The 18,298-nt window shown below is 63.3% G+C and carries 18 protein-coding genes and 3 pseudogenes; 12 read left to right on the top strand and 9 right to left on the bottom strand.

Annotated features, from left to right (window positions below; all coding sequences use genetic code 11):
- Nucleotides 1-49 precede the first annotated feature (49 nt).
- Nucleotides 50-466, bottom strand: coding sequence for a TetR family transcriptional regulator C-terminal domain-containing protein (locus MKZ91_RS10500; RefSeq protein WP_336170742.1), 417 nt, complete (start codon nt 464-466; stop codon nt 50-52).
- 286 nt (nt 467-752) lie between these two features.
- On the opposite strand from MKZ91_RS10500, the gene MKZ91_RS10495 reads away from it, so the two are divergent.
- The 3 genes from MKZ91_RS10495 to MKZ91_RS10485 all read left to right on the top strand — a co-directional run bounded on the left by MKZ91_RS10495 (nt 753) and on the right by MKZ91_RS10485 (nt 4,953).
- Complete coding sequence (locus tag MKZ91_RS10495; protein WP_336170740.1) at nt 753-2,867, top strand: oxidoreductase; 2,115 nt, start codon at nt 753-755, stop codon at nt 2,865-2,867.
- 259 nt (nt 2,868-3,126) lie between these two features.
- Nucleotides 3,127-4,488: a dicarboxylate/amino acid:cation symporter gene (locus MKZ91_RS10490; protein WP_336170737.1), complete on the top strand. Its 1,362-nt coding sequence runs from the start codon at nt 3,127-3,129 to the stop codon at nt 4,486-4,488.
- Between the two features lie 240 nt (nt 4,489-4,728).
- Complete coding sequence (locus tag MKZ91_RS10485; RefSeq protein ID WP_336170735.1) at nt 4,729-4,953, top strand: hypothetical protein; 225 nt, start codon at nt 4,729-4,731, stop codon at nt 4,951-4,953.
- A 77-nt stretch (nt 4,954-5,030) separates the two neighbouring features.
- Here MKZ91_RS10485 and MKZ91_RS10480 read toward each other — a convergent pair whose 3' ends face one another.
- The 4 genes and pseudogenes from MKZ91_RS10480 to MKZ91_RS10465 all read right to left on the bottom strand — a co-directional run.
- Nucleotides 5,031-5,252 (bottom strand): hypothetical protein, encoded by a 222-nt coding sequence (locus tag MKZ91_RS10480; protein ID WP_442892243.1) that lies wholly within the window; start codon nt 5,250-5,252, stop codon nt 5,031-5,033.
- 102 nt (nt 5,253-5,354) lie between these two features.
- Nucleotides 5,355-5,651, bottom strand: coding sequence for an antibiotic biosynthesis monooxygenase (locus MKZ91_RS10475; protein ID WP_336170733.1), 297 nt, complete (start codon nt 5,649-5,651; stop codon nt 5,355-5,357).
- A 190-nt stretch (nt 5,652-5,841) separates the two neighbouring features.
- The gene (locus tag MKZ91_RS10470) at nt 5,842-6,144 is read right to left on the bottom strand and encodes a hypothetical protein (protein WP_336170731.1); all 303 of its coding nucleotides are present in this window, start codon (nt 6,142-6,144) and stop codon (nt 5,842-5,844) included.
- A gap of 280 nt (nt 6,145-6,424) precedes the next feature.
- A pseudogene (locus MKZ91_RS10465) lies at nt 6,425-6,514 on the bottom strand (AraC family transcriptional regulator); the annotation flags it as partial.
- 12 nt (nt 6,515-6,526) lie between these two features.
- On the opposite strand from MKZ91_RS10465, the pseudogene MKZ91_RS10460 reads away from it, so the two are divergent.
- Nucleotides 6,527-7,582 (top strand): annotated as a pseudogene (locus tag MKZ91_RS10460) (putative Ig domain-containing protein); the annotation flags it as partial.
- A gap of 589 nt (nt 7,583-8,171) precedes the next feature.
- Here MKZ91_RS10460 and MKZ91_RS10455 read toward each other — a convergent pair.
- The gene (locus MKZ91_RS10455) at nt 8,172-9,578 is read right to left on the bottom strand and encodes an epoxide hydrolase family protein (RefSeq protein ID WP_336170729.1); all 1,407 of its coding nucleotides are present in this window, start codon (nt 9,576-9,578) and stop codon (nt 8,172-8,174) included.
- Nucleotides 9,579-9,782: 204 nt separating this feature from the next.
- Nucleotides 9,783-9,995, bottom strand: a pseudogene (locus MKZ91_RS31585) (GMC oxidoreductase); the annotation flags it as partial.
- 42 nt (nt 9,996-10,037) lie between these two features.
- On the opposite strand from MKZ91_RS31585, the gene MKZ91_RS31580 reads away from it, so the two are divergent.
- Together MKZ91_RS31580 and MKZ91_RS10445 are read left to right on the top strand one after the other, a co-directional pair.
- The gene (locus MKZ91_RS31580) at nt 10,038-10,379 is read left to right on the top strand and encodes a DJ-1/PfpI family protein (protein ID WP_442892242.1); all 342 of its coding nucleotides are present in this window, start codon (nt 10,038-10,040) and stop codon (nt 10,377-10,379) included.
- A 19-nt stretch (nt 10,380-10,398) separates the two neighbouring features.
- Complete coding sequence (locus MKZ91_RS10445) at nt 10,399-10,812, top strand: GlxA family transcriptional regulator (RefSeq protein WP_336170725.1); 414 nt, start codon at nt 10,399-10,401, stop codon at nt 10,810-10,812.
- Between the two features lie 75 nt (nt 10,813-10,887).
- On the opposite strand, the gene MKZ91_RS10440 is transcribed toward MKZ91_RS10445, so the two are convergent.
- Entirely contained in the window at nt 10,888-11,358 is a 471-nt protein-coding gene (locus MKZ91_RS10440; RefSeq protein ID WP_336170723.1) for an NUDIX hydrolase, read from the bottom strand.
- Between the two features lie 236 nt (nt 11,359-11,594).
- On the opposite strand from MKZ91_RS10440, the gene MKZ91_RS10435 reads away from it, so the two are divergent.
- From MKZ91_RS10435 to MKZ91_RS10410, 6 genes are all read left to right on the top strand, one after another.
- On the top strand, nt 11,595-12,200 hold the full coding sequence (locus tag MKZ91_RS10435) for a TetR/AcrR family transcriptional regulator (RefSeq protein ID WP_336170721.1): 606 nt from the start codon (nt 11,595-11,597) through the stop codon (nt 12,198-12,200).
- Between the two features lie 60 nt (nt 12,201-12,260).
- Nucleotides 12,261-13,454 carry an acetyl-CoA C-acyltransferase gene (locus tag MKZ91_RS10430; protein WP_336170719.1) on the top strand — a complete coding sequence of 398 codons (1,194 nt, stop codon included), beginning with the start codon at nt 12,261-12,263 and terminating at the stop codon, nt 13,452-13,454.
- A gap of 137 nt (nt 13,455-13,591) precedes the next feature.
- A complete protein-coding gene (fabF, locus tag MKZ91_RS10425; RefSeq protein WP_336170717.1) occupies nt 13,592-14,860 on the top strand; it encodes a beta-ketoacyl-ACP synthase II in 1,269 nt (422 codons plus the stop codon).
- A gap of 213 nt (nt 14,861-15,073) precedes the next feature.
- Nucleotides 15,074-15,445, top strand: coding sequence for a VOC family protein (locus tag MKZ91_RS10420; RefSeq protein ID WP_336170715.1), 372 nt, complete (start codon nt 15,074-15,076; stop codon nt 15,443-15,445).
- Nucleotides 15,446-15,664: 219 nt separating this feature from the next.
- The gene (locus MKZ91_RS10415) at nt 15,665-15,940 is read left to right on the top strand and encodes a metal-sensing transcriptional repressor (RefSeq protein WP_336170712.1); all 276 of its coding nucleotides are present in this window, start codon (nt 15,665-15,667) and stop codon (nt 15,938-15,940) included.
- Nucleotides 15,941-15,997: 57 nt separating this feature from the next.
- Entirely contained in the window at nt 15,998-17,320 is a 1,323-nt protein-coding gene (locus MKZ91_RS10410) for an MFS transporter (RefSeq protein ID WP_336170709.1), read from the top strand.
- 13 nt (nt 17,321-17,333) lie between these two features.
- Here the strand turns inward: MKZ91_RS10410 and MKZ91_RS10405 are convergent, their stop codons facing one another.
- Entirely contained in the window at nt 17,334-17,933 is a 600-nt protein-coding gene (locus MKZ91_RS10405; RefSeq protein WP_336170707.1) for a TetR/AcrR family transcriptional regulator, read from the bottom strand.
- Nucleotides 17,934-18,298: the final 365 nt, after the last annotated feature.

Genomic DNA, 18,298 nt, shown 5'->3' with positions numbered 1-18,298 from the left:
ACTGGCCGGTCAAAACCGCGATTCCGATACCGCGGCGGCTAGGAGGGCGTCACGCGTAAGCACCGCGGCGCAGCCCCTCCACCCAGTTGCGGCAGAGCTGAGCGCCGTCTTCGGGCTTGAAGGAGGCGGGGTTGAGACACCATGCGAGCCAAAGCCCGTCGAGGAGTGCCGTGAATGCGACGGCGGTCAGGCGGATATCGGCGATCACAAAGCCCTCGTCGACAGCAAGATCGCCGAGCAGGCCTTCAACGGCACCAACATAGCCGGAATATTCACTCTGCTGGGAAGCGCTCATCCGCTGCGAATGGAGCACGATCCCCCAGAACACGACCCATACGCCCAGCACGTCACGGTCGAACAGCATTGGCGAGAAGGATACGTTGATAAAGGCATCCAAGCGCTTTTGCGGCGTCGGCTCGGCGTCTTCCACGGCCTTCAGGAGCGACTGCAGCAGCCCTTCGGCCATGATGTCGAAGGCGTAGGCGACGAGCTCGTTGATTTCACCGAAGACGTATACACAACATCGATGTACCACGTTGTTTTATAATGATTTTCAAGAGGAATCTCTTCTTCGGCGCAATCGGCCTGACCACAGGTCGGCGGGGATCATGAAGAAACGAAATGACCTCAAAACAATTTGCCATGGCAGCAATTATACATTTGTATAGCAATTGTCTTGCAAGGTGATCGCGCCTGGCTATTTTGGTGCGCTCACAGCCCGGTGCACAGGCCTCTTCAGATCGACCGTAACAATGTCCCGAGATCCCCGCTTCGATATTCTCTTCGAACCCGTCAAGATCGGCCCGGTCACGGCGCGCAACCGCTTCTACCAGGTGCCGCACTGTTCCGGCATGGGATACCGCTATCCGAACGCAGAGGCGCATCTGCGCGGGACGAAAGCAGAGGGCGGCTGGGCAGTCGTTTCCACTCAAGAAGCGGAAATCCATCCGACCTCGGATCTGACACCGGCCAACGAGGCGCGCCTCTGGGATGAAGGCGATCTTCCGGCACTTTCCGCCGTCACCGAGCGCATCCATCACCACGGCAGTCTTGCGGCCATCCAGCTTGTGCACAACGGCCTGCATGTCGCCAACCGCTTCACGCGGATGATCCCGCTAGCCCCTTCGCACGCGGTCAGCGACAGCCTCGACCCCGTTCAGGCACGCGCCATGGACAAGGCCGATATCGCCGACATGCGCCACTGGTATCGCAATGCCGCCTTGCGCGCCAAGAAGGCCGGCTTCGACATTGTCTACCTCTATGCCGGCCACGATATGAGCGTGCTGCAGCACTTCCTGTCGCGCCGCCACAACGACCGCTGCGACGAGTATGGCGGCTCCTTCGAAAACCGGCTGCGGCTGTTCCGCGAGATCCTGGACGATACGCGGGAAGCGATCGGCGACACTTGCGCGCTCGCCGTGCGGCTGGCCGTCGACGAACTGATGGGCCCGTCCGGCATCACCAGTGAAGGGGAAGGCAAGGATATCATTGCGGCTCTCGCGGAGCTTCCCGACCTCTGGGACGTCAACCTTTCCGACTGGTCCAACGACAGCCAGACGGCCCGCTTCTCCGAGGAAGGCTACCAGGAACCCTATATTCGCTTCGTCAAATCCGTCACCACCAAGCCGGTGGTCGGCGTCGGGCGCTATACATCGCCCGACAGCATGGTGCGCGTGGTCCGCCAGGGCATCCTCGACTTCATCGGCGCGGCACGCCCGTCGATCGCCGATCCCTACCTGCCGAAGAAGGTCGAGGAGGGCCGCATCGACGACATTCGCGAATGCATCGGCTGCAACATCTGCGCCTCTGGCGACAACACCAACGTGCCGATGCGCTGCACGCAGAACCCGACCATCGGCGAGGAGTGGCGCAAGGGCTGGCACCCGGAAATCGTCACGTCACTGCCGTCGCCCGAGCCGGCGCTGATCATCGGCGGCGGACCGGCCGGCCTTGAAGCGGCGCGCGCACTTGCGCAGCGCGGTGCGGATGTCGTGCTTGCCGAAGGCAGCGGCGAATGGGGCGGACGGGTCGCGCGCGAATGCCGCCTGCCGGGGCTTGCGACGTGGGGCCGTGTGCGCGACTGGCGCGTGGGCCAGTTGAGCACGCAGGTCAATGCTGAGCTTTACCTTCACAGCCCGCTCAGCGCCGACGACGTGCTGCAGTACGGCATCCCCCACGTCGCGATCGCCACCGGAGCGCGCTGGCGATCCGACGGCGTCGGCCGCAACCACCGCCAGCCCCTCGAATTTCTGAAGGAAGGTGCTCTCGTTTCGCCAGACGCTCTTCTTGTCGACGGCGCTTCGGCGGTCACGGCCGATGGTCCCGTCGTGGTCTTCGATGACGATAGCTTCTACATCGGCAGCGTGCTTGCCGAACTGCTCGCCAAGGCTGGCCGGACCGTGACCTTCGTGACGCCCGAACCCCAGGTATCACCCTGGAGCAAGAACACGCTGGAACAGGGACGGGTGCAACGGCGCCTCATCGATCTCGGCGTCGAGATCATTCCCGCCATGGGCCTGTCCGGCCGCACCGAGGACCGGCTCGAACTCGCTTGCGTCTACAGCGGCAAGACCCGGGCGATCGACTGCGGCACGCTGGTGCCGGTCACTGCTCGGCTGCCCGATGAAAGCTTGTGGCATGACCTGAAGGCACGCGAAGCGGAATGGGCCGACGCCGGCATCAAGACCGTGACGCGTCTTGGAGATTGCCTTGCTCCCGGCCTGATTGCGGCCGCTGTCTATTCGGGCCACCAATATGCCCGCAGCTATCAGGAACAGGTCGATAGGGATCGGGTCCCCTTCCTGCGCGAAGACATTACAGCATTACGCGACGCGACGGATACCGGTCGTCGTACACCGGCGGCCTGACAACACCTGTCCGACCTGCTGGTGCGCTAGCCAATACGCCGTGCTGTCGCCTCAAATGGCTTGGCGGCAGCGATTTTGGGCCACACGGATGCCTCCGCGGTGGCTGCCGCCAGCGTTTGATCCGGGAAATTATTCCACCCTGGGTGGTTTGCGAGCCAAAGAGTTTCTTATCGCAAAGCGGACAGTCGACTATTTTCCGGGCAATTGCGGCAGTCGTTGAACGGAACGCGGTCGCAGCCATCAAACGAGAGTGCAAGACGTGTCCCAAGCAACCACAAAATCTTCACCGAAGCCGATTTTCGTCTCCTTTGGTTTTCAGGTCCTGGCAGCCATGGTCATCGGGCTGCTCCTTGGCCTCATCGCCCGCAACTTGGGCGTCGATGCAGCCGGCAATGCCAACTGGCTCACCGTGACCCTGCAGACGATCGGCTCGATCTTCGTTCAACTGCTGCGTGCTCTCGTGCCGCCACTGGTCTTTACCGCAATCGTCGCCTCGATCGCCAACCTGGCGACATTGCAGAATGCTGCCAAGCTCGTCTGGCAGACCCTGCTCTGGTTTGCCATCACCTCGCTCATCGCCGTCATCATCGGCATCGCGCTTGGCCTCATCATCCAGCCCGGAATTGGTTCGGCGGTGTCGCAGGAAGCCGCCAAGGCGCCGTCCTATTCCGGCTCCTGGCTGGATTTCCTCAAGGGTCTCGTGCCCGCCAACGTGCTCGGGCTTGAGGCAAGCACCAAGCTTACCGACGCCAGCGCCAGCACATCGCTCAATTTCAACGTGCTGCAGATCCTCGTCGTCTCGATTGCCGTTGGCGCCGCCGCGCTGAAGGTCGGCGATGCCGCCAAGCCGTTCCTCGCCTTCAACCAGTCGCTGCTCGCCATCGTCCGCAAGATCCTGTGGTGGGTCATCCGCCTGACGCCGATCGGCACGATCGGCCTGCTCGGCCGCGCCGTGGCGCAATATGGCTGGGAGACGCTGGCACAGCTTGGCTGGTACGCCGCCGCCGTCTATATCGGCCTCGCCGTCGTGCTCTTCGTCGTCTATCCGGCGCTGCTCATTGCCCACAGCCTGAAGCCGTCCCGCTTCTTTACCGCCGCCTGGCCGGCGATCCAGCTCGCCTTCGTCTCGCGCTCCTCGGTCGGCACGCTGCCCGTCACCGAAACGGTGACCGAAAAGAGCCTCGGCGTGCCACGCGAATATGCCGCCTTCGCCGTGCCGCTCGGCGCCACCACCAAGATGGATGGCTGCGCCGCGATCTATCCGGCGATCTCGGCAATCTTCATCGCGCAGTTTTTCGGCCTGCCACTGGGGATCCAGGACTATGTCCTGATCGTCTTCGTCTCGGTGCTCGGCTCCGCCGCGACAGCCGGCCTGACCGGCGCGACCGTCATGCTGACGCTGACACTCTCGACGCTCGGCCTGCCCCTCGAAGGCGTTGGCCTCTTGCTCGCCATCGACCCGATCCTCGACATGGGCCGCACAGCGGTCAACGTCGCCGGCCAGGCCCTGGTGCCGACCATCGTGTCGAAGCGCGAAGGTATCCTCGACGAAACGGTCTACAACGGCGAGCGGACCGCTGAAGACCTCGAGCCGCTGGCGTCTGCAGCACGCGCGGCCTGACGACAGGCTGACAAATCGGGCATGCGGATGGACAATCCGCATGCCCGAGCCCGCATGCCCAAACCCGCACGCCTAAGCCCCGCTCAACCTATCGGCGCCGGCGGGCAGGATCCTTCAGGGCAACCGGCGATGCCGCAAGCGGCTCGTGTACCGAGACGATACAGTTCGAAGGGACCTGTCGCCGGGCGGACACATTGGATCTTTACCATATACGCTTCGAAACCGCTGGAGAGCTGCACCATGCATGAACCAGACAGGCGGTACACGAAGCATCTCAATCGAGAGGAAGAGGCACTGCTGCGCGGCGTGCTAAACACGGTCTGCCTGATTGCTCGGGTTCCGAACCGTGGCACGATTGCCGACAGCCTTGCCCTCCACCTGTTCCAACAGTTCTCTCGCGGCATTCGCGATGAAGACGAACTTTGCGAGATCGGGCTGCGCAGGCTTTTTGCCGGCTCGGCATAGCTTTAACCGTCGCGTCCGGGGGGCGATCGTCGAATGGAGCTGGCGATCCGGTGATGGCAGTCACCGGATCACTCTTTTCACTTGGCCGGCATCACCTTGCCCGGAAGGCTCAAATCTCCGGACGCCACCTTGAAGACGTTGTCGACGCACAGAAGCGGCGCATGCAAGTTGCCGTTGACCTTGAGGCCGGCGGTGACGCCGTCATAGGAGGCCCCGGCAATGCCGCCGATCAGCGATACCGGGATCTCGACATCGACCGTTTTTGCCCTTGAGGCTCGTCGGGTAGTCGGGGCTGTCAATCAGCCGCTCGGCGACCTGTCTGTCCGGGCCGCTGAGGCAAGAGCGCACCCGGAGCGGCCGGCGTGCCACGTGTTGGAACGAGCCGAGGACGCGGCTGCGCGCTATTTCGCAGACAGGACGACCGGGCCGGCGACCGGATCCGTCACACCCAACCCGCCGCCGAGGTCCTCGAGGGTCTCGCGAAAACTGTCAAGCGTCGCGATCATCTGCGGCCGGCTCGCCGCCAATGCCTCCATGCTTTCCCATTCCGCGATAATGCAGAAACGTCCCTCGCCCGTCTGGATGATGTTGGCGTGGCGCAAGCCCGGCCAGCTCTCGCCGATATGCTGGTGGGCGCCGAGAAAAGCGGCCTCCATACCGGGTTTGACTTTGATACGGACGACATTGAATGCGATCATGACGGTCTCCCCGGGCTCGATCGGAGACATTGGTGCCGATGGCCACGTCCGATCTCAATGGCGCTAAATTAGCATTCCGCCGTAACGAGAAAAAGTACACCATCGACGGCGCGACCGAGAGCCAAAGCAGCGGTTTTGCGCCGGAGGCATGCGCAAATCAACGGTTTAGATCCGAACGACCGCAACACGCTTAGTTTGCCTGAAAGCCGAGCACAAAATCGACGACCTTTGACGAGGACATCTCGCAAGGCTTGAGGCTGATGCCCGGACCGGAAAGCACATAAAGGTTGAAGCTCACGACATCGGTCCCGCCCAGTTCCTCGCCGTAGAGCCAGATCCGCTTGCCATCGGTCGACCGCCTGATGGTCACGCCCCACGGCCGGCCCTGGAAGCGTCCCTGCACATAGCCGTCGGAAAGCGCGGCAAGCGCTTCCACAAACTTGGAAGACACGGCCGGCGGCGGCTCCGGAACTCGCGTCACGGCGCCAGGCATTCGTCACAAATGCCGCAGCCGTCAGCGTCCATGCGCGAGGCCGAACGCTTCTTTTGACAGCAAAGACATATTGCGGCATCTCGCGCATGGTCTTCATCGCGCTCGGGCGAAGTGATTTCGATGTCATGGTCGGAAAGGACGTTCGTTGCGATCTGCTCCATCTCGGGGCTCCATGTCGAGGATAACCCTGAGATAGGTAGATTCCAGACAGACTCAATATGCGGGCACGTGGCCTGGAACTGGCCTCATCGTAAAACTTCTCAAAACCTAGTGGAAAGACCGCACGCAGTTCGCCCGGCGCCATCCCGTAAATGCCGGTGAAGAGCGGATAAAAAGTCGCAAGGCTATCGAAGCCGCAGGCATAGGCGATCGGCAGTCCACCTTGGTTCCGGCTGCCGGCGCTCTGCAAAATGGCACAACCGGCGCCGCCTACAGCCAAGCGGTTTCTGCCTCTGGTGGTTCGTCGCCCTATAGCTACGTCGTTTCGGCCGGATCGTTGCCGGCCGGCCTGATGCTGGATGGCGCGACCGGCGTGATTAGCGGCACCCCGACGGCGGCCGGCAACTCCAGTTTCACCGTCATGGCTACGGATGCCTATGGGGCGACCGGCACCGCGGCCTACACGGCGACTGTCGCCTATCCGCCACTCGCGATAACGCCTGCCGCGGGCGCCTTGCCGGGTGGTACGACCGGCATGTCCTATAGCCAGGCGGTTTCCGCTTCCGGTGGCTCGTCGCCTTACAGCTACGCCGTCTCAGGCGGCGCCCTTCCCGCCGGCCTGACGCTCGATGGTGCAACCGGCACGCTCAACGGTGTACCGACCGCGGTCGGCAGCTTCGGTTTCACGGTCACCGCCACCGACACCTACGAAGCAACGGGTATCGCCGCCTACACGCTGGCCGTTGTGCCAAGCCTGCAGCCGCCGGTCGCCAACGCAGTTTCGGCGACGGTTGCCGCCAATTCCTCGGCCACCGGGATCGCCTTGAACCTCACCGGCGATCCGGCAGACAGCGTTGAGGTCGCCTCGCCGCCCGCCCATGGCACCGCCCATGCCTCGGGCACGACGATCAGCTATACGCCGACGACCGCCTATTCCGGCCCGGACACGTTCACATACACCGCCGCCAACGCGGCCGGTACGTCCACGGCCGCAACGGTCTCGATCACCGTCACGGCACCTGCCTTCACGTTTTCGCCCTCAGCTGGAGGCCTTGGCCAAACCATGGCCGGCGAGGACTACAGGCAGCAGATCACGGCGATCGGCAGGCGGGCGCCGATGCTCTACAGCGTCGCGTCCGGGACCCAGCCTGATGGAATGGTGCTGAACGTGTCCACCGGTGAACTCGCCGGCCCGCTCGATGCGGGGAGCGAAGGCGAGTACACATTCGCCATTCGGGCAGAAGACAATAATGGCGCCACCGGAACAGCCACATACAGTCTGAGGGTCACGCCGCGCGAGACCACCGTTACGGACATGGTCATGGACCTACCGGCAGGCTCGACACCGGCCGATGTCTATCTCAACCGCGGGGCAACCGGCGGTCCGTTCACCGCGGCGGAATTGACGACTGTCGAGCCTGCCAACGCCGGAACGGCCACGATCATTCGCGGCCAGCTCGCCCAGGCCGGGCCGGTCGGCGTACCGGCCGGGTGGTATTTGCAGTTCGCGCCAAAGCCGGCCTTTTCGGGCAGGGCAAGGGTAGGCTTCCGCCTGACCAGTGCGCTCGGTGTCTCGAACACCGGCACCGTCACCTACAATCTCGCCTTTGCCGCAGGGCAGGTCGCGGAAGACATCGACAATCTGGCGCGGGGTTTCGTCGCGACGCGCCAGAACCTCATCGCCACGGGGATCTATGTTCCCGGCCTCCTGGAGCGGCGGCAGATGGGAACGGCGACAGATCCCGTCACAGCACGCATGACCCAATCCGAAGACGGTATGACCGCAGGCGTCAGCACCAGCCTTGCGCCCGGGCCAGCCGGCGGTTCTGAGCGGGCGGCGCATCTCTGCGCCGCCCGCCGTTTTCAGTTTAACGCAGCGAGCGGAAGCCCTCGCGCATGTCCTCGACAAGCGCCTGCGGCTGTTCCCAGGCGGCGAAGTGGCCGCCCTTTTCGTGGCGCTTGTAGAAGACCAGGTTCGGGAACGCCTTCTTCGACCAGCTTTCGGGAGCGGTATAGATTTCATCCGGGAAGGCGCTGACCGCGACCGGGATGGTCACGCCCTTGGGGGCGAAGAAGGCAAGCTTGCTCTCCCAGAACAGACGTCCGGAGGAAAGCCCCGTCTTCGTCAGCCAGTAGAGCGTGATGTTGTCGAGGATGTCGTCACGCGACAGCCCTTCCGTGGCCCCGTCGAAGACGCGGTTGATCAGCTTCTGGCTTTCCGGATCGTGGTCGATCATCCAGGCGGCAAGCGCGATGGGGGAATCGTCCAGTCCATAGAGCGTCTGCGGCCGGGCACCCATTTCCAAGGCGTAGCCGACGCGGTTCTTGTAGAAGAAATCGAGCTGCTTCCACGCATACTCTTCCTCGCCCTTCAGGCCCTTCGGCTGCGGACCACCGGCGAGCGCTGCCGAGATTTCATCGGGCAGGGTGCCGGGCATGTTGGTATGGATGCCGAGCAGGTCCTTGGGCTTCTGCAGCGCCATCTGTTCGTTGACGGCATCACCCCAGTCACCGCCCTGTGCGACATACTTGTCGTAGCCCAGGCGCTCCATCAGGGTGGCCCAGGCACGGGCGACGTGCTGCGGATCCCAGCCGACCTTGGTGGGCTTGCCCGAGAAGCCGTAGCCGGGCAGCGACGGGATGACGACGTCGAACGCGTCGGCCTCAGTACCGCCATGCGCGGTCGGGTCGGTCAGCCGGTCGATGATCTTCAACTGCTCGATGATCGAGCCCGGCCAGCCGTGGGTGATGATGACGGGAAGCGCGTTCTTGTGCTTCGACTTCACATGGATGAAGTGGATGTCGACGCCATCGATCCTGGTGACGAACTGGGGATACTTGTTGATGTTCGCCTCGGCCTTGCGCCAGTCGTACTCGTTCGCCCAATAGTCGGCGAGCTTCTGGGCGGTCGAAAGCTTGACACCCTGGGTGTCGTCCGAAACCAGCTCCTCGGTCGGCCAACGCGTGGCCTTGATGCGTTGTTTCAAGTCGGCGAGGTCTTCTGCGGACGCATGATAGCTGAACGGCCGGATCGAGACATCCTGTGTCGCGGTCGCCGTCGCGGACGATGCAGCAACTTTGGCGACCGGTGCGCCGGCGGATGCCATCGTCGTCATCGTCAGAAGCCCGATGACCCCAGCGGAAGCCGTGGCAAGGACCTGCTGGAGAAAGCGCCGCCTTGCGGTGGAATGGCTGCCTCTGTTGGCAAAGACATAACCGGTTTCGATACTCTGTGATGCGCCGGTAACCACGGCGGCTTTGCGTGAATCACTCATGTTGCACCTCTGGTCGTTGGTGGGGTGGGCGCCCGATTGCGCTGCTTGCAGGAATTTGGGCCCATCGGTGCCAGACGTGAACGGCCATGGCTCGGCAGTCACTCGTGCGCAAAACGATGGGAATGCAGCCTTTGACCGCTTCACGGATGGATCGGCGGATGCTGCGGCACCGCCGACCCCGCGCGGGCGGATGGCGCGCCTGCCCTATCGTTTGATCATTTCGGCTAGACGTTCCCCGATGATCATCGATGGCGCCTGGGTGTTGCCCGTCGTGATCGTCGGCATGATCGATGCGTCCGCCACTCTGAGGTTTTCGATCCCGTGCGCCCGAAGTCTTGAGTCCACGACCGACTGATCGTCCTGGCCCATCCTGGCGGTCCCCGAAGCGTGGTGCATCGATGTCGCGCCGTCGCGTATGATGGCCTTGTTCGAACCGCCGAAGGCACCGAGATCGATACGATGGCGATCGATCAGTTCCAGAAATTCGACACAATCATCGTTCCGGGCGCCCTCGACATCGAAACGGTTCTGGCAAAGCAGGGTTTGGTTGAATGGCTTGAGCACGCGGCGCCACGCGCGCGTCGCAACGCGTCTGTATGTGCCGGGGCTTTCCTGCTCGCCGAGGCCGGGCTGCTTGATGGGCGCAGAGCGGTCACCCACTGGGCCATGTGCGACCTTTTCGGCAGCAAGTACCCGACCATTGACGTCGACGCGGATGCAATCTTTGTCCGCGCGGATCCGGTCTGGACGTCCCGGTGTCAGCGCCGGGATCGATCTCGCTTTGGCGCTGGTGCAGGATGATTGCGGGCGCGACATCGCCATGCAGGTCGCGCGCCAGTTGGTCATTTATGTCAAGCGTCCCGGCGGACAATCCCAGTTCAGCCAACTCCTGAACGTGCAGTCGAAGGATTCTGACGCCTTCGAGCGATTGAACCTGTGGCTCGAGGAAAATCTCAGCCGGGACAATCTCACCGTCGACGTGCTCGCAGGGCAAGCGGGGATGAGCCCGCGCAATTTTGCGCGCAGTTACAAGGAAAAAACCGGGCGAACGCCGGCCAAGGCAGTTGAGGTTTTCCGGCTTGAGGCCGCCAAGCGGATGCTCGAAACCTCGCCGCAGACCGTCGACCAGATCGCCCGCTCATGCGGCTTTGGCGATGAAGAGCGCATGCGCGTTACGTTTCAGCGGCACCTGGGCGTTTCTCCCCGGGACTACCGCAGCCGGTTCGCCTCGTAACCCATCAGGCCCTGTGCCTGCGCGCATTCGATTATCCTCGTCTGCGCCGACCTTCTTGCCAGCGATGGGCCAATCTCATCGGAAAACATCTGCGACCAGGGTCTGGAGTCCGGGCCGTGCCAGATCCGGGACAGCAAGGTCAGCCGGCACCCAGCGGATCGTTCGGGCACCCTTCTCCGGGTAGTCCCATGCCATAGCCAGAACTTCGACCAGATGGACCCGAACATGGTAGATCGATGCATTGCCATTTTTCAGGTAGGTGTAGGAGCCGATCGATTGCTGCGAAGCGGATCCAACGACGCCGGCTTCCTCAAAAGCCTCCCGCGCAGCCGCCGCGTCAGTCGTTTCACCGATCTCCAGGTGACCCTTGGGGATCCCCCAGAGACCGCTGGTCCGACCTGAAATAAGCAGAAGATCAAACCGATCGGCGTCCTCAGCCCTTCGATAACACAGCGCACCCGCCTGTTCGACCACGGTTGCATTGACGTCAAGGGCGGCCCGCGCATCAGTCAGCGGGCGTGAAGCGACTGTGATTTGCATCGTCATTCACACGTTGGGTGGACTGGAATTGTTTGGGGAACCGCGCCTGTTTGTGACAGTTCTACGACAACTCGCGACCGAATTCAATCACCCGCTAATATGAGTGGCATTTCCCGAAATGGCGGAAAAGAGGGCGCGGCGGCCATCCAGTTCTACAACCCGATAAGATTTCGATCACCATCTATTATTGACGATAGATTGCGATTGCAATATATATGTTGCTGCTCAGCCAGGGAGAACCTATGAGAGTGAGCCGCGCACAGGCGGAAGAAAACCGCCGAACAGTGATCGACGTCGCAAGCCGCCTTTTCCGACAGAAGGGTTTTGACGGCATCGGCTTGAACGACCTGATGAAAGGCGCCGGCCTGACCCAGGGCGGCTTCTACAAGCAGTTCGAATCCAAGGACGATCTCATCGTTCAAGCCTCTGCCAAGGCGCTGGAGAAGGGCGCCGCCAACTGGACCGGTGTGGTGGCCAAGGCGGCCCGCAAGCCACTTTACGCACTGCTTCGCTTTTATCTCTCGCCGCGACACATCCAGGAAAAAGCCGACGGATGCGCACTTGCGGCGCTCGCGCCGGAGGCCGCACGCCGCGACCCGGCCCTGCGGCAGGCTTTCGAAGTCGGCATCAACAGGCATCTCGACATTCTGGATGAGCTTGTGTCGCCGGTGGCCGGCCAGGAGCTTCGCGACCGTTCGATCGTCGCTCTCTCGACGATGGTCGGTGCGCTGACGCTCGCACGCGCCGTCGACGACGAGCAGCTCTCGAAACGGTTCCTGCAGGCGGCAGCCGAAAGCCTGCTTCCTGATCAGCCGGAGGACGGTGGGCCTTTCGGCCCCACGCAGTGACGGCATCCAACAACACTTCACAAGATTTCCCGTGTTCCTTGCAGCCGGAAAGGGTAAGGCATGTCCAACGCTTCTGATCCCATCGTCATCGTCTCGGCCGTACGCACGCCACTCGGTCGCTTTCTCGGCGATCTTGCACCGGTTGCGGCACCCGCGCTCGGGGCCCATGTCATCCGCGCGGCGCTCGAACGGGCGAAAATCGCGCCGGACCGGGTCGACGAGGTGCTGATGGGCTGCGTGCTTCCTGCCGGCCAGGGACAGGCGCCTGCACGGCAGGCGGCCCGCGGCGCCGGTCTGCCCGACGCCGTCGGTGCCACCACCATCAACAAGGTCTGCGGTTCCGGCATGAAGGCGACGATGCTCGCGCATGACCTCATTTCTGCCGGCAACGTCGATGTCGCCATCGCCGGCGGCATGGAGTCGATGTCGAACGCTCCCTATCTGCTTGCCAAGGCACGCAGCGGTTTTCGCGCCGGACACGACCGCATCTTCGACCACATGATGCTCGACGGGCTCGAGGATGCCTATGAGCCCGGCCGCCCGATGGGCGATTTCGGTGAGGCTGCGGCCGAGGCCTACCATTTCACCCGCGCCGACCAGGATGCCTATGCGATCGAGACGCTGACGCGTGCCCGCAGCGCAATCGAGGCTGGCGCTTTTACCGGCGAGATCGCTCCGATCGTCGTTGCCGGCAAAGGCGGTGACAAGGTCGTCGATACCGACGAGCATCCGCTGAAGGTGTCACCGGAAAAAATCCCGAACCTGAAAGCGGCCTTCCGTGCCAACGGTACCATCACCGCTGCCAGCGCGTCGGCCAATGCCGATGGCGCGGCTGCGTTGGTGCTCACCCGCCGCTCGGTCGCCGAACGCGAGGGCATGCCGATACTTGCCGAGATCAAGGCACACGCGACCCATAGCCAGGAACCTGCCTGGTACACGACAGCCCCCATCCCGGCGATCCGAAAGCTCTTGGCAAAGACCGGCTGGAGTGTCGATAACGTCGACCTCTTCGAGATCAACGAAGCCTTCGCCGTCGTGGCCATGGCCGCAGCCAGCGACATAGGCATTGCCCGTGATCGCCTCAACGTCAATGGCGGCGCCTGTGCGCTCGGCCATCCGATCGGCGCGACGGGCGCCCGATTGATCGTCACCCTCCTCCATGCCTTGGCCCGGCGCGGCCTGTCGAGGGGTGTGGCGGCGCTTTGCATCGGCGGTGGCGAGGCGACAGCAATCGCCATCGAGCGCCCTCTGTAAGCGACCCAACCGCAACCATGAAATGAAGGGTGCTCGTGCCGCGGATCTTGCGCCGCGGCACCTGCCCCAGGACGATTCCAGCAGGAGGCTGAAACGGCTTTTCGCTCGGAATTGCGCAATCGAAGTCAGGAGAACCGATGCGTCGTGTCGTGATTACGGGAATGGGGGCGGTTAGCCCACTTGCAGCGGGGGTGGAACAGAGCTGGTCAAGGCTGCTTGCCGCAAGGTCCGGACTTCGGCATCTGCCGGAGGAAACCGTCGCCGAGCTCGGCTCAAAGATCGGCGGAACGGTCCCGGCCCTTTCGGACGACGCGGAAGGTGGCTTTGATCCCGACCGGATCGTGGCGCCGAAGGACCAGCGCAAGATGGATCGCTTCATCCTCTTGGCACTGGCCGCAGCCGAGGAGGCCATCGAGCAGTCCGGCTGGCGGCCGGCAACGGAATTCGAGCAACAGCGCACGGCGACGGTGATTGCCTCCGGCATCGGCGGTTTCCCGGCGATTTCGGAAGCCGTGCGAACAGTCGATCAGCGCGGAGTGCGGCGACTTTCGCCCTTCACCGTCCCCTCGTTCCTCGTCAACCTTGCCGCTGGCCAGGTGTCGATCCGCCACGGGTTCAAGGGGCCGATCGGCGCGCCGGTAACCGCCTGTGCCGCTGGCGTCCAGGCGATTGGCGACGCGGCCCGATTGATCCGGGCAAACGAAGCCGATGTTGCGATCTGCGGCGGAACTGAGGCCTGCATCAACACCATAAGCCTGGGCGGCTTTGCGGCAGCACGTTCGCTTTCAACCGGCTTCAACGACACGCCGCATCGCGCATCACGCCCCTTTGACATGGACCGCGACGGCTTCGTCATGGGCGAAGGCGCCGGCATCCTCGTGGTGGAAGCACTGGAGCATGCGCTCGCACGCGGGGCGACGCCGATCGCCGAACTCGTCGGCTACGGCACGACGGCCGATGCGCACCATATCACCTCGGGCCCGGAGGATGGCGACGGCGCCCGGCGCGCCATGGAACTTGCCATAGCACAGGCGGGCATTCGGCCGGGCGATATCGGCCATCTCAATGCGCATGCAACCTCGACGCCGGTCGGCGACAAGGGCGAGATCGAGGCGATCAAGTCGGTCTTTGGCCGCAACGGCGCAATCGCCGTCAGCGCGACGAAATCCGCCACGGGCCATTTGCTGGGTGCCGCGGGCGGCCTAGAAGCGATCTTCACGGTGCTCGCCCTGCGCGACCAGATCGCGCCACCGACCCTGAATCTTGAAACACCGGACCCCGCCACCGATGGCATCGACATCGTCGCGGGCACGGCGCGGGCAATGTCGCTCGACTATGCCATCTCCAACGGTTTCGGCTTCGGCGGCGTCAATGCCAGCGCGATCTTTCGTCGCTGGGTGGGCTGAACCCATTGGCTAAGGCGTCGTGGCTGCCGGCGGATCGAGCGTGAGCCCAACCCGCTCCGCGCCGAAGGGTACAGGCTCTGGCAACTCGCCTCTCGCTTGCTGCCGCTTTTTCTTTCCATTGTTGCCCAGGGCATGCCATTACGAGAAGACGAACAGCGCCTCGACGCTGCGGTGTACCGACCATCTCGATCAGGCAATCCCACAGGAGAACCCATGTTTGACCACGTCAAGTTCGGCGTCAGCGACTACGCGGCGAGCAAAACATTCTACCTCGGAGCGCTCGAACCGCTCGGCGTGGCCTTAGTCTCCGAGGGTGCCCCGTCGTATGGCGTAGAGCTCAGCACAGACGGCAAGGCGTCGTTGTGCCTGTACCAGACAAAGGAGAAGCCGGCACATCTCCACCTGGCATTTGTGGCGGAGACCCGCCAGCAGGTCGACGCGTTCTATCACGGGGCTCTCAAGGCGGGCGGCAAGGACAATGGCGCGCCCGGCCTGCGCCCGCACTATCACGCGAACTATTATGCAGCGTTCGTCATTGATCCCGACGGGCACAACATCGAAGCGGTCTGCCATCAAGAGGCGTAGTTCGCCATCACCGGATAGACCAAGGCAAACGGGCATGGACGCAGCGCACCTGCGCCCATGTTGAAGGCGAAGAGCAAAAGCGGAGCTGCCTTTCCTGCAATCCGTTGGCGCCGACGAACCGCAGAAACCGACCGAAGCCAAGATCACGCAATCACCAGATCGAAACCACGTCGCCAAATCCGCGCTTGTTATATCCTATCCAGGGGGATAGGTTAAGACATGAATGAACATCGGCATGAGACCCACCCTGAGATCATCAAGCGACTGAAGCGAGCCGAAGGGCACTTGAGAAGCGTCGTCGCCATGATCGAAGCGGGACGGCCTTGCCTCGACATCGCCCAGCAGCTTCATGCGGTTGAGAAGGCGATTACCCAGGCGAAGCGAACCCTGATCCAGGATCATCTGGACCACTGTCTCGAAGATACGGTCGGAGCGCTGCCGCGCGACCAACGCCAAACCATCGAGACGTTCAAGGCGATCGCCAAGTACCTCTGAGGTTGGCTTCGACACGTCTTGCCCGCAATCGACACCGCAAGAGCGAGCCCAGTCATCGTGTTGCAGATCCTCGCCAACCGCACCTATCGCCGTCTCTTCCTGGCGCAAGTGATCGCGCTCGTCGGCACAGGTCTTGCGACGGTCGCGCTCGGACTACTTGCCTATGATCTGGCGGGCGCCGAAGCCGGCGCGGTTCTCGGCACGGCGCTCGCCATCAAGATGATCGCCTATGTCGGCGTGGCACCTGTCGCCGCTGCCTTCGCCGAGCGGCTGCCGCGCCGTGCCGTGCTCGTCTGCCTCGATCTGCTACGCGCCTCCATCGCGCTGCTCTTGCCGTTCGTCACCGAGATCTGGCAGGTCTACGTGCTGATCTTCGCGCTGCAATCGGCCTCGGCCGCTTTCACCCCGACATTCCAGGCGACCATCCCGGACGTCCTGCCCGACGAGAAGGAATACACCCGTGCGCTCTCGCTCTCGCGGCTTGCCTACGACCTCGAAAGCGTCGCCAGCCCGATGCTCGCAGCGGCATTGCTGACCGTCATCAACTTCCACAGCCTGTTCGCCGGCACAATCATCGGCTTCCTCGCTTCGGCCGCTCTCATTGTGTCCATCGTGCTCCCGAGCCCGAAGCCGGCCGAGCGGCGTGGCATCTATGAGCGGATGACGCGGGGCCTGCGCATCTATCTGGCGACGCCGCGGCTTCGCGGGCTGCTTGCCTTGAGCCTCGCGGTCTCGGCGGCGGGATCGATGGTTATCGTCAACTCCGTCGTCCTGGTTCAGGCAAAGTTCGGTCTCAGTCAGAGCGACACCGCCATCGCGCTCGCCGCCTTCGGTGGCGGATCGATGATCGCCGCTTTGCTGCTTCCGCGCCTCCTCGACAAGACGGCCGACCGAACAGCAATGCTCCTGGGCGCAACCGTCCTGGCCTTGAGCCTGTTCGCCGGCATCCTCGTCGCGCGCTTCGGATGGCTACTCACCCTGTGGGCTGTACTCGGGCTAGGCTACTCGCTGACGCAGACGCCATCCAGCCGACTGCTGCGGCGCTCGGCGCACCCGGAAGACCGGCCCGCTCTCTTTGCCGCGCAGTTTGCCCTGTCGCACGCCTGCTGGCTGATCACCTATCCGCTGGCCGGATGGCTCGGCGCTACTGTCGGGCTGCCTGCAACCTTCGCTGTGTTCGGGGCGATTGCCGCAGCTGCCATCGTCGTTGCGGCGCGGCTCTGGCCGGCGCATGATCCCGACGAGATCGAGCACCTGCACCATGACCTTGAGGAAAGCCACCCGCACATCGCAGGCGCGACCCGCGTCGACCACGGGCACAGGCACGCGCATGTCTTCGTGATCGACAGCCATCATCCAGACTGGCCGGCGGGAAGGTAGGCCGGCGCGCCGCCTACCGCGAAGCGCCCTTCCCGGCAAAGGACAAGATTGCCGCATCGACGATCTCGGCGAACCGAGCGTTCGGGCCTTCGGCGCCGCTGCTTTGGCGGGCGACGCGCGCACCCTCGATCAGCAGCAGAAGCGTGTCGCAGAGCAGTTCCGCATCCGCCACGCCCGCCCTGCGACAGAGTTCCACGACCCGATCGCGTTGCGCATCCTTGAACTTCCTGATCACCAACCGGCCGGGATGAGCCTCATCGGTCAGCTGGACGGCCGCGCTCATCATCTCGCAGCTGCAATCATCACCGCCAAGATGATCCGCGACGGCGCGAACCCAGGCCCTGAGCTGCCCCAGGCCGTCGTTTGGATGTGCGCTTTCCAGTTCCTGCCAGAAACCGTCCATCTCCGCGCCGGCGCGGTGCAGGCACTCGACGATGAGTTCATCCTTCGAGCTGAAATGGCGATAGAGCGTCATCTTGTTGCTGTCGGCGGCATCGGCAATGGCCTCGACGCCGGCCCCGCGAAGCCCGTGCCTGCGGAAAAGGTCGCGCGCCGCCTCGACGATCCGCTCGCGCGCGGATCGGCGTGGTTTGTTGCAAAAATCCGTTGTCATCGCACCGGGCCCCACCGAAATCCGTATGGAAAACTTGCCCCTTGACGCCTTGTAAGCGCTCGATAACATGCAGCACTGTTACCGACCAGTAACATTTTTGGCAGCAACGCGCGTCAGCGCCGCTGTCGCAACCGCTTTCAGAACATTTCGGTAACCGCAGAAAATTTTCGAGCGCATTGTCGGCGGGCGCGATCGCCAGGCGTCTTTTAGCCAGAACGCACACCGCAGAGACCTTTGAAATTCGATAATGCTTGTGGTGTCGGCCGGTGCGGCCCGCCACGCGTGCTGGAGCCTTGTGATGCGCATGCGGATTGGGCTGAAGGCGAAGGAACACGTCGCGGACCGGACGGTCGGCGCGGCAATGG

Origin of the sequence: Ensifer sp. MJa1, assembly GCF_037026475.1 — a bacterium.
Classification (GTDB): Bacteria; Pseudomonadota; Alphaproteobacteria; order Rhizobiales; family Rhizobiaceae; genus Ensifer.
The sequence above is the reverse complement of the archived record's forward strand: the minus strand, read 5'-3'. Positions and strand labels throughout refer to the sequence as shown.

What these genes read in the sequence shown, in the direction of transcription:
- MKZ91_RS10435 (WP_336170721.1), top strand. Translation starts at nt 11,595, where the DNA reads ATGAGAGTGAGCCGCGCACAGGCGGAAGAAAACCGCCGAACAGTGATC.
- MKZ91_RS10485 (WP_336170735.1), top strand. Translation starts at nt 4,729, where the DNA reads ATGCATGAACCAGACAGGCGGTACACGAAGCATCTCAATCGAGAGGAA.
- MKZ91_RS31580 (WP_442892242.1), top strand. Translation starts at nt 10,038, where the DNA reads ATGGCGATCGATCAGTTCCAGAAATTCGACACAATCATCGTTCCGGGC.
- MKZ91_RS10495 (WP_336170740.1), top strand. Translation starts at nt 753, where the DNA reads ATGTCCCGAGATCCCCGCTTCGATATTCTCTTCGAACCCGTCAAGATC.
- MKZ91_RS10440 (WP_336170723.1), bottom strand. Translation starts at nt 11,358, where the DNA reads ATGACGATGCAAATCACAGTCGCTTCACGCCCGCTGACTGATGCGCGG.
- MKZ91_RS10475 (WP_336170733.1), bottom strand. Translation starts at nt 5,651, where the DNA reads ATGATCGCATTCAATGTCGTCCGTATCAAAGTCAAACCCGGTATGGAG.
- MKZ91_RS10420 (WP_336170715.1), top strand. Translation starts at nt 15,074, where the DNA reads ATGTTTGACCACGTCAAGTTCGGCGTCAGCGACTACGCGGCGAGCAAA.
- fabF (WP_336170717.1), top strand. Translation starts at nt 13,592, where the DNA reads ATGCGTCGTGTCGTGATTACGGGAATGGGGGCGGTTAGCCCACTTGCA.
- MKZ91_RS10405 (WP_336170707.1), bottom strand. Translation starts at nt 17,933, where the DNA reads ATGACAACGGATTTTTGCAACAAACCACGCCGATCCGCGCGCGAGCGG.
- MKZ91_RS10445 (WP_336170725.1), top strand. Translation starts at nt 10,399, where the DNA reads ATGCAGGTCGCGCGCCAGTTGGTCATTTATGTCAAGCGTCCCGGCGGA.
- MKZ91_RS10470 (WP_336170731.1), bottom strand. Translation starts at nt 6,144, where the DNA reads ATGCCTGGCGCCGTGACGCGAGTTCCGGAGCCGCCGCCGGCCGTGTCT.
- MKZ91_RS10455 (WP_336170729.1), bottom strand. Translation starts at nt 9,578, where the DNA reads ATGAGTGATTCACGCAAAGCCGCCGTGGTTACCGGCGCATCACAGAGT.
- MKZ91_RS10415 (WP_336170712.1), top strand. Translation starts at nt 15,665, where the DNA reads ATGAATGAACATCGGCATGAGACCCACCCTGAGATCATCAAGCGACTG.
- MKZ91_RS10430 (WP_336170719.1), top strand. Translation starts at nt 12,261, where the DNA reads ATGTCCAACGCTTCTGATCCCATCGTCATCGTCTCGGCCGTACGCACG.
- MKZ91_RS10500 (WP_336170742.1), bottom strand. Translation starts at nt 466, where the DNA reads ATGGCCGAAGGGCTGCTGCAGTCGCTCCTGAAGGCCGTGGAAGACGCC.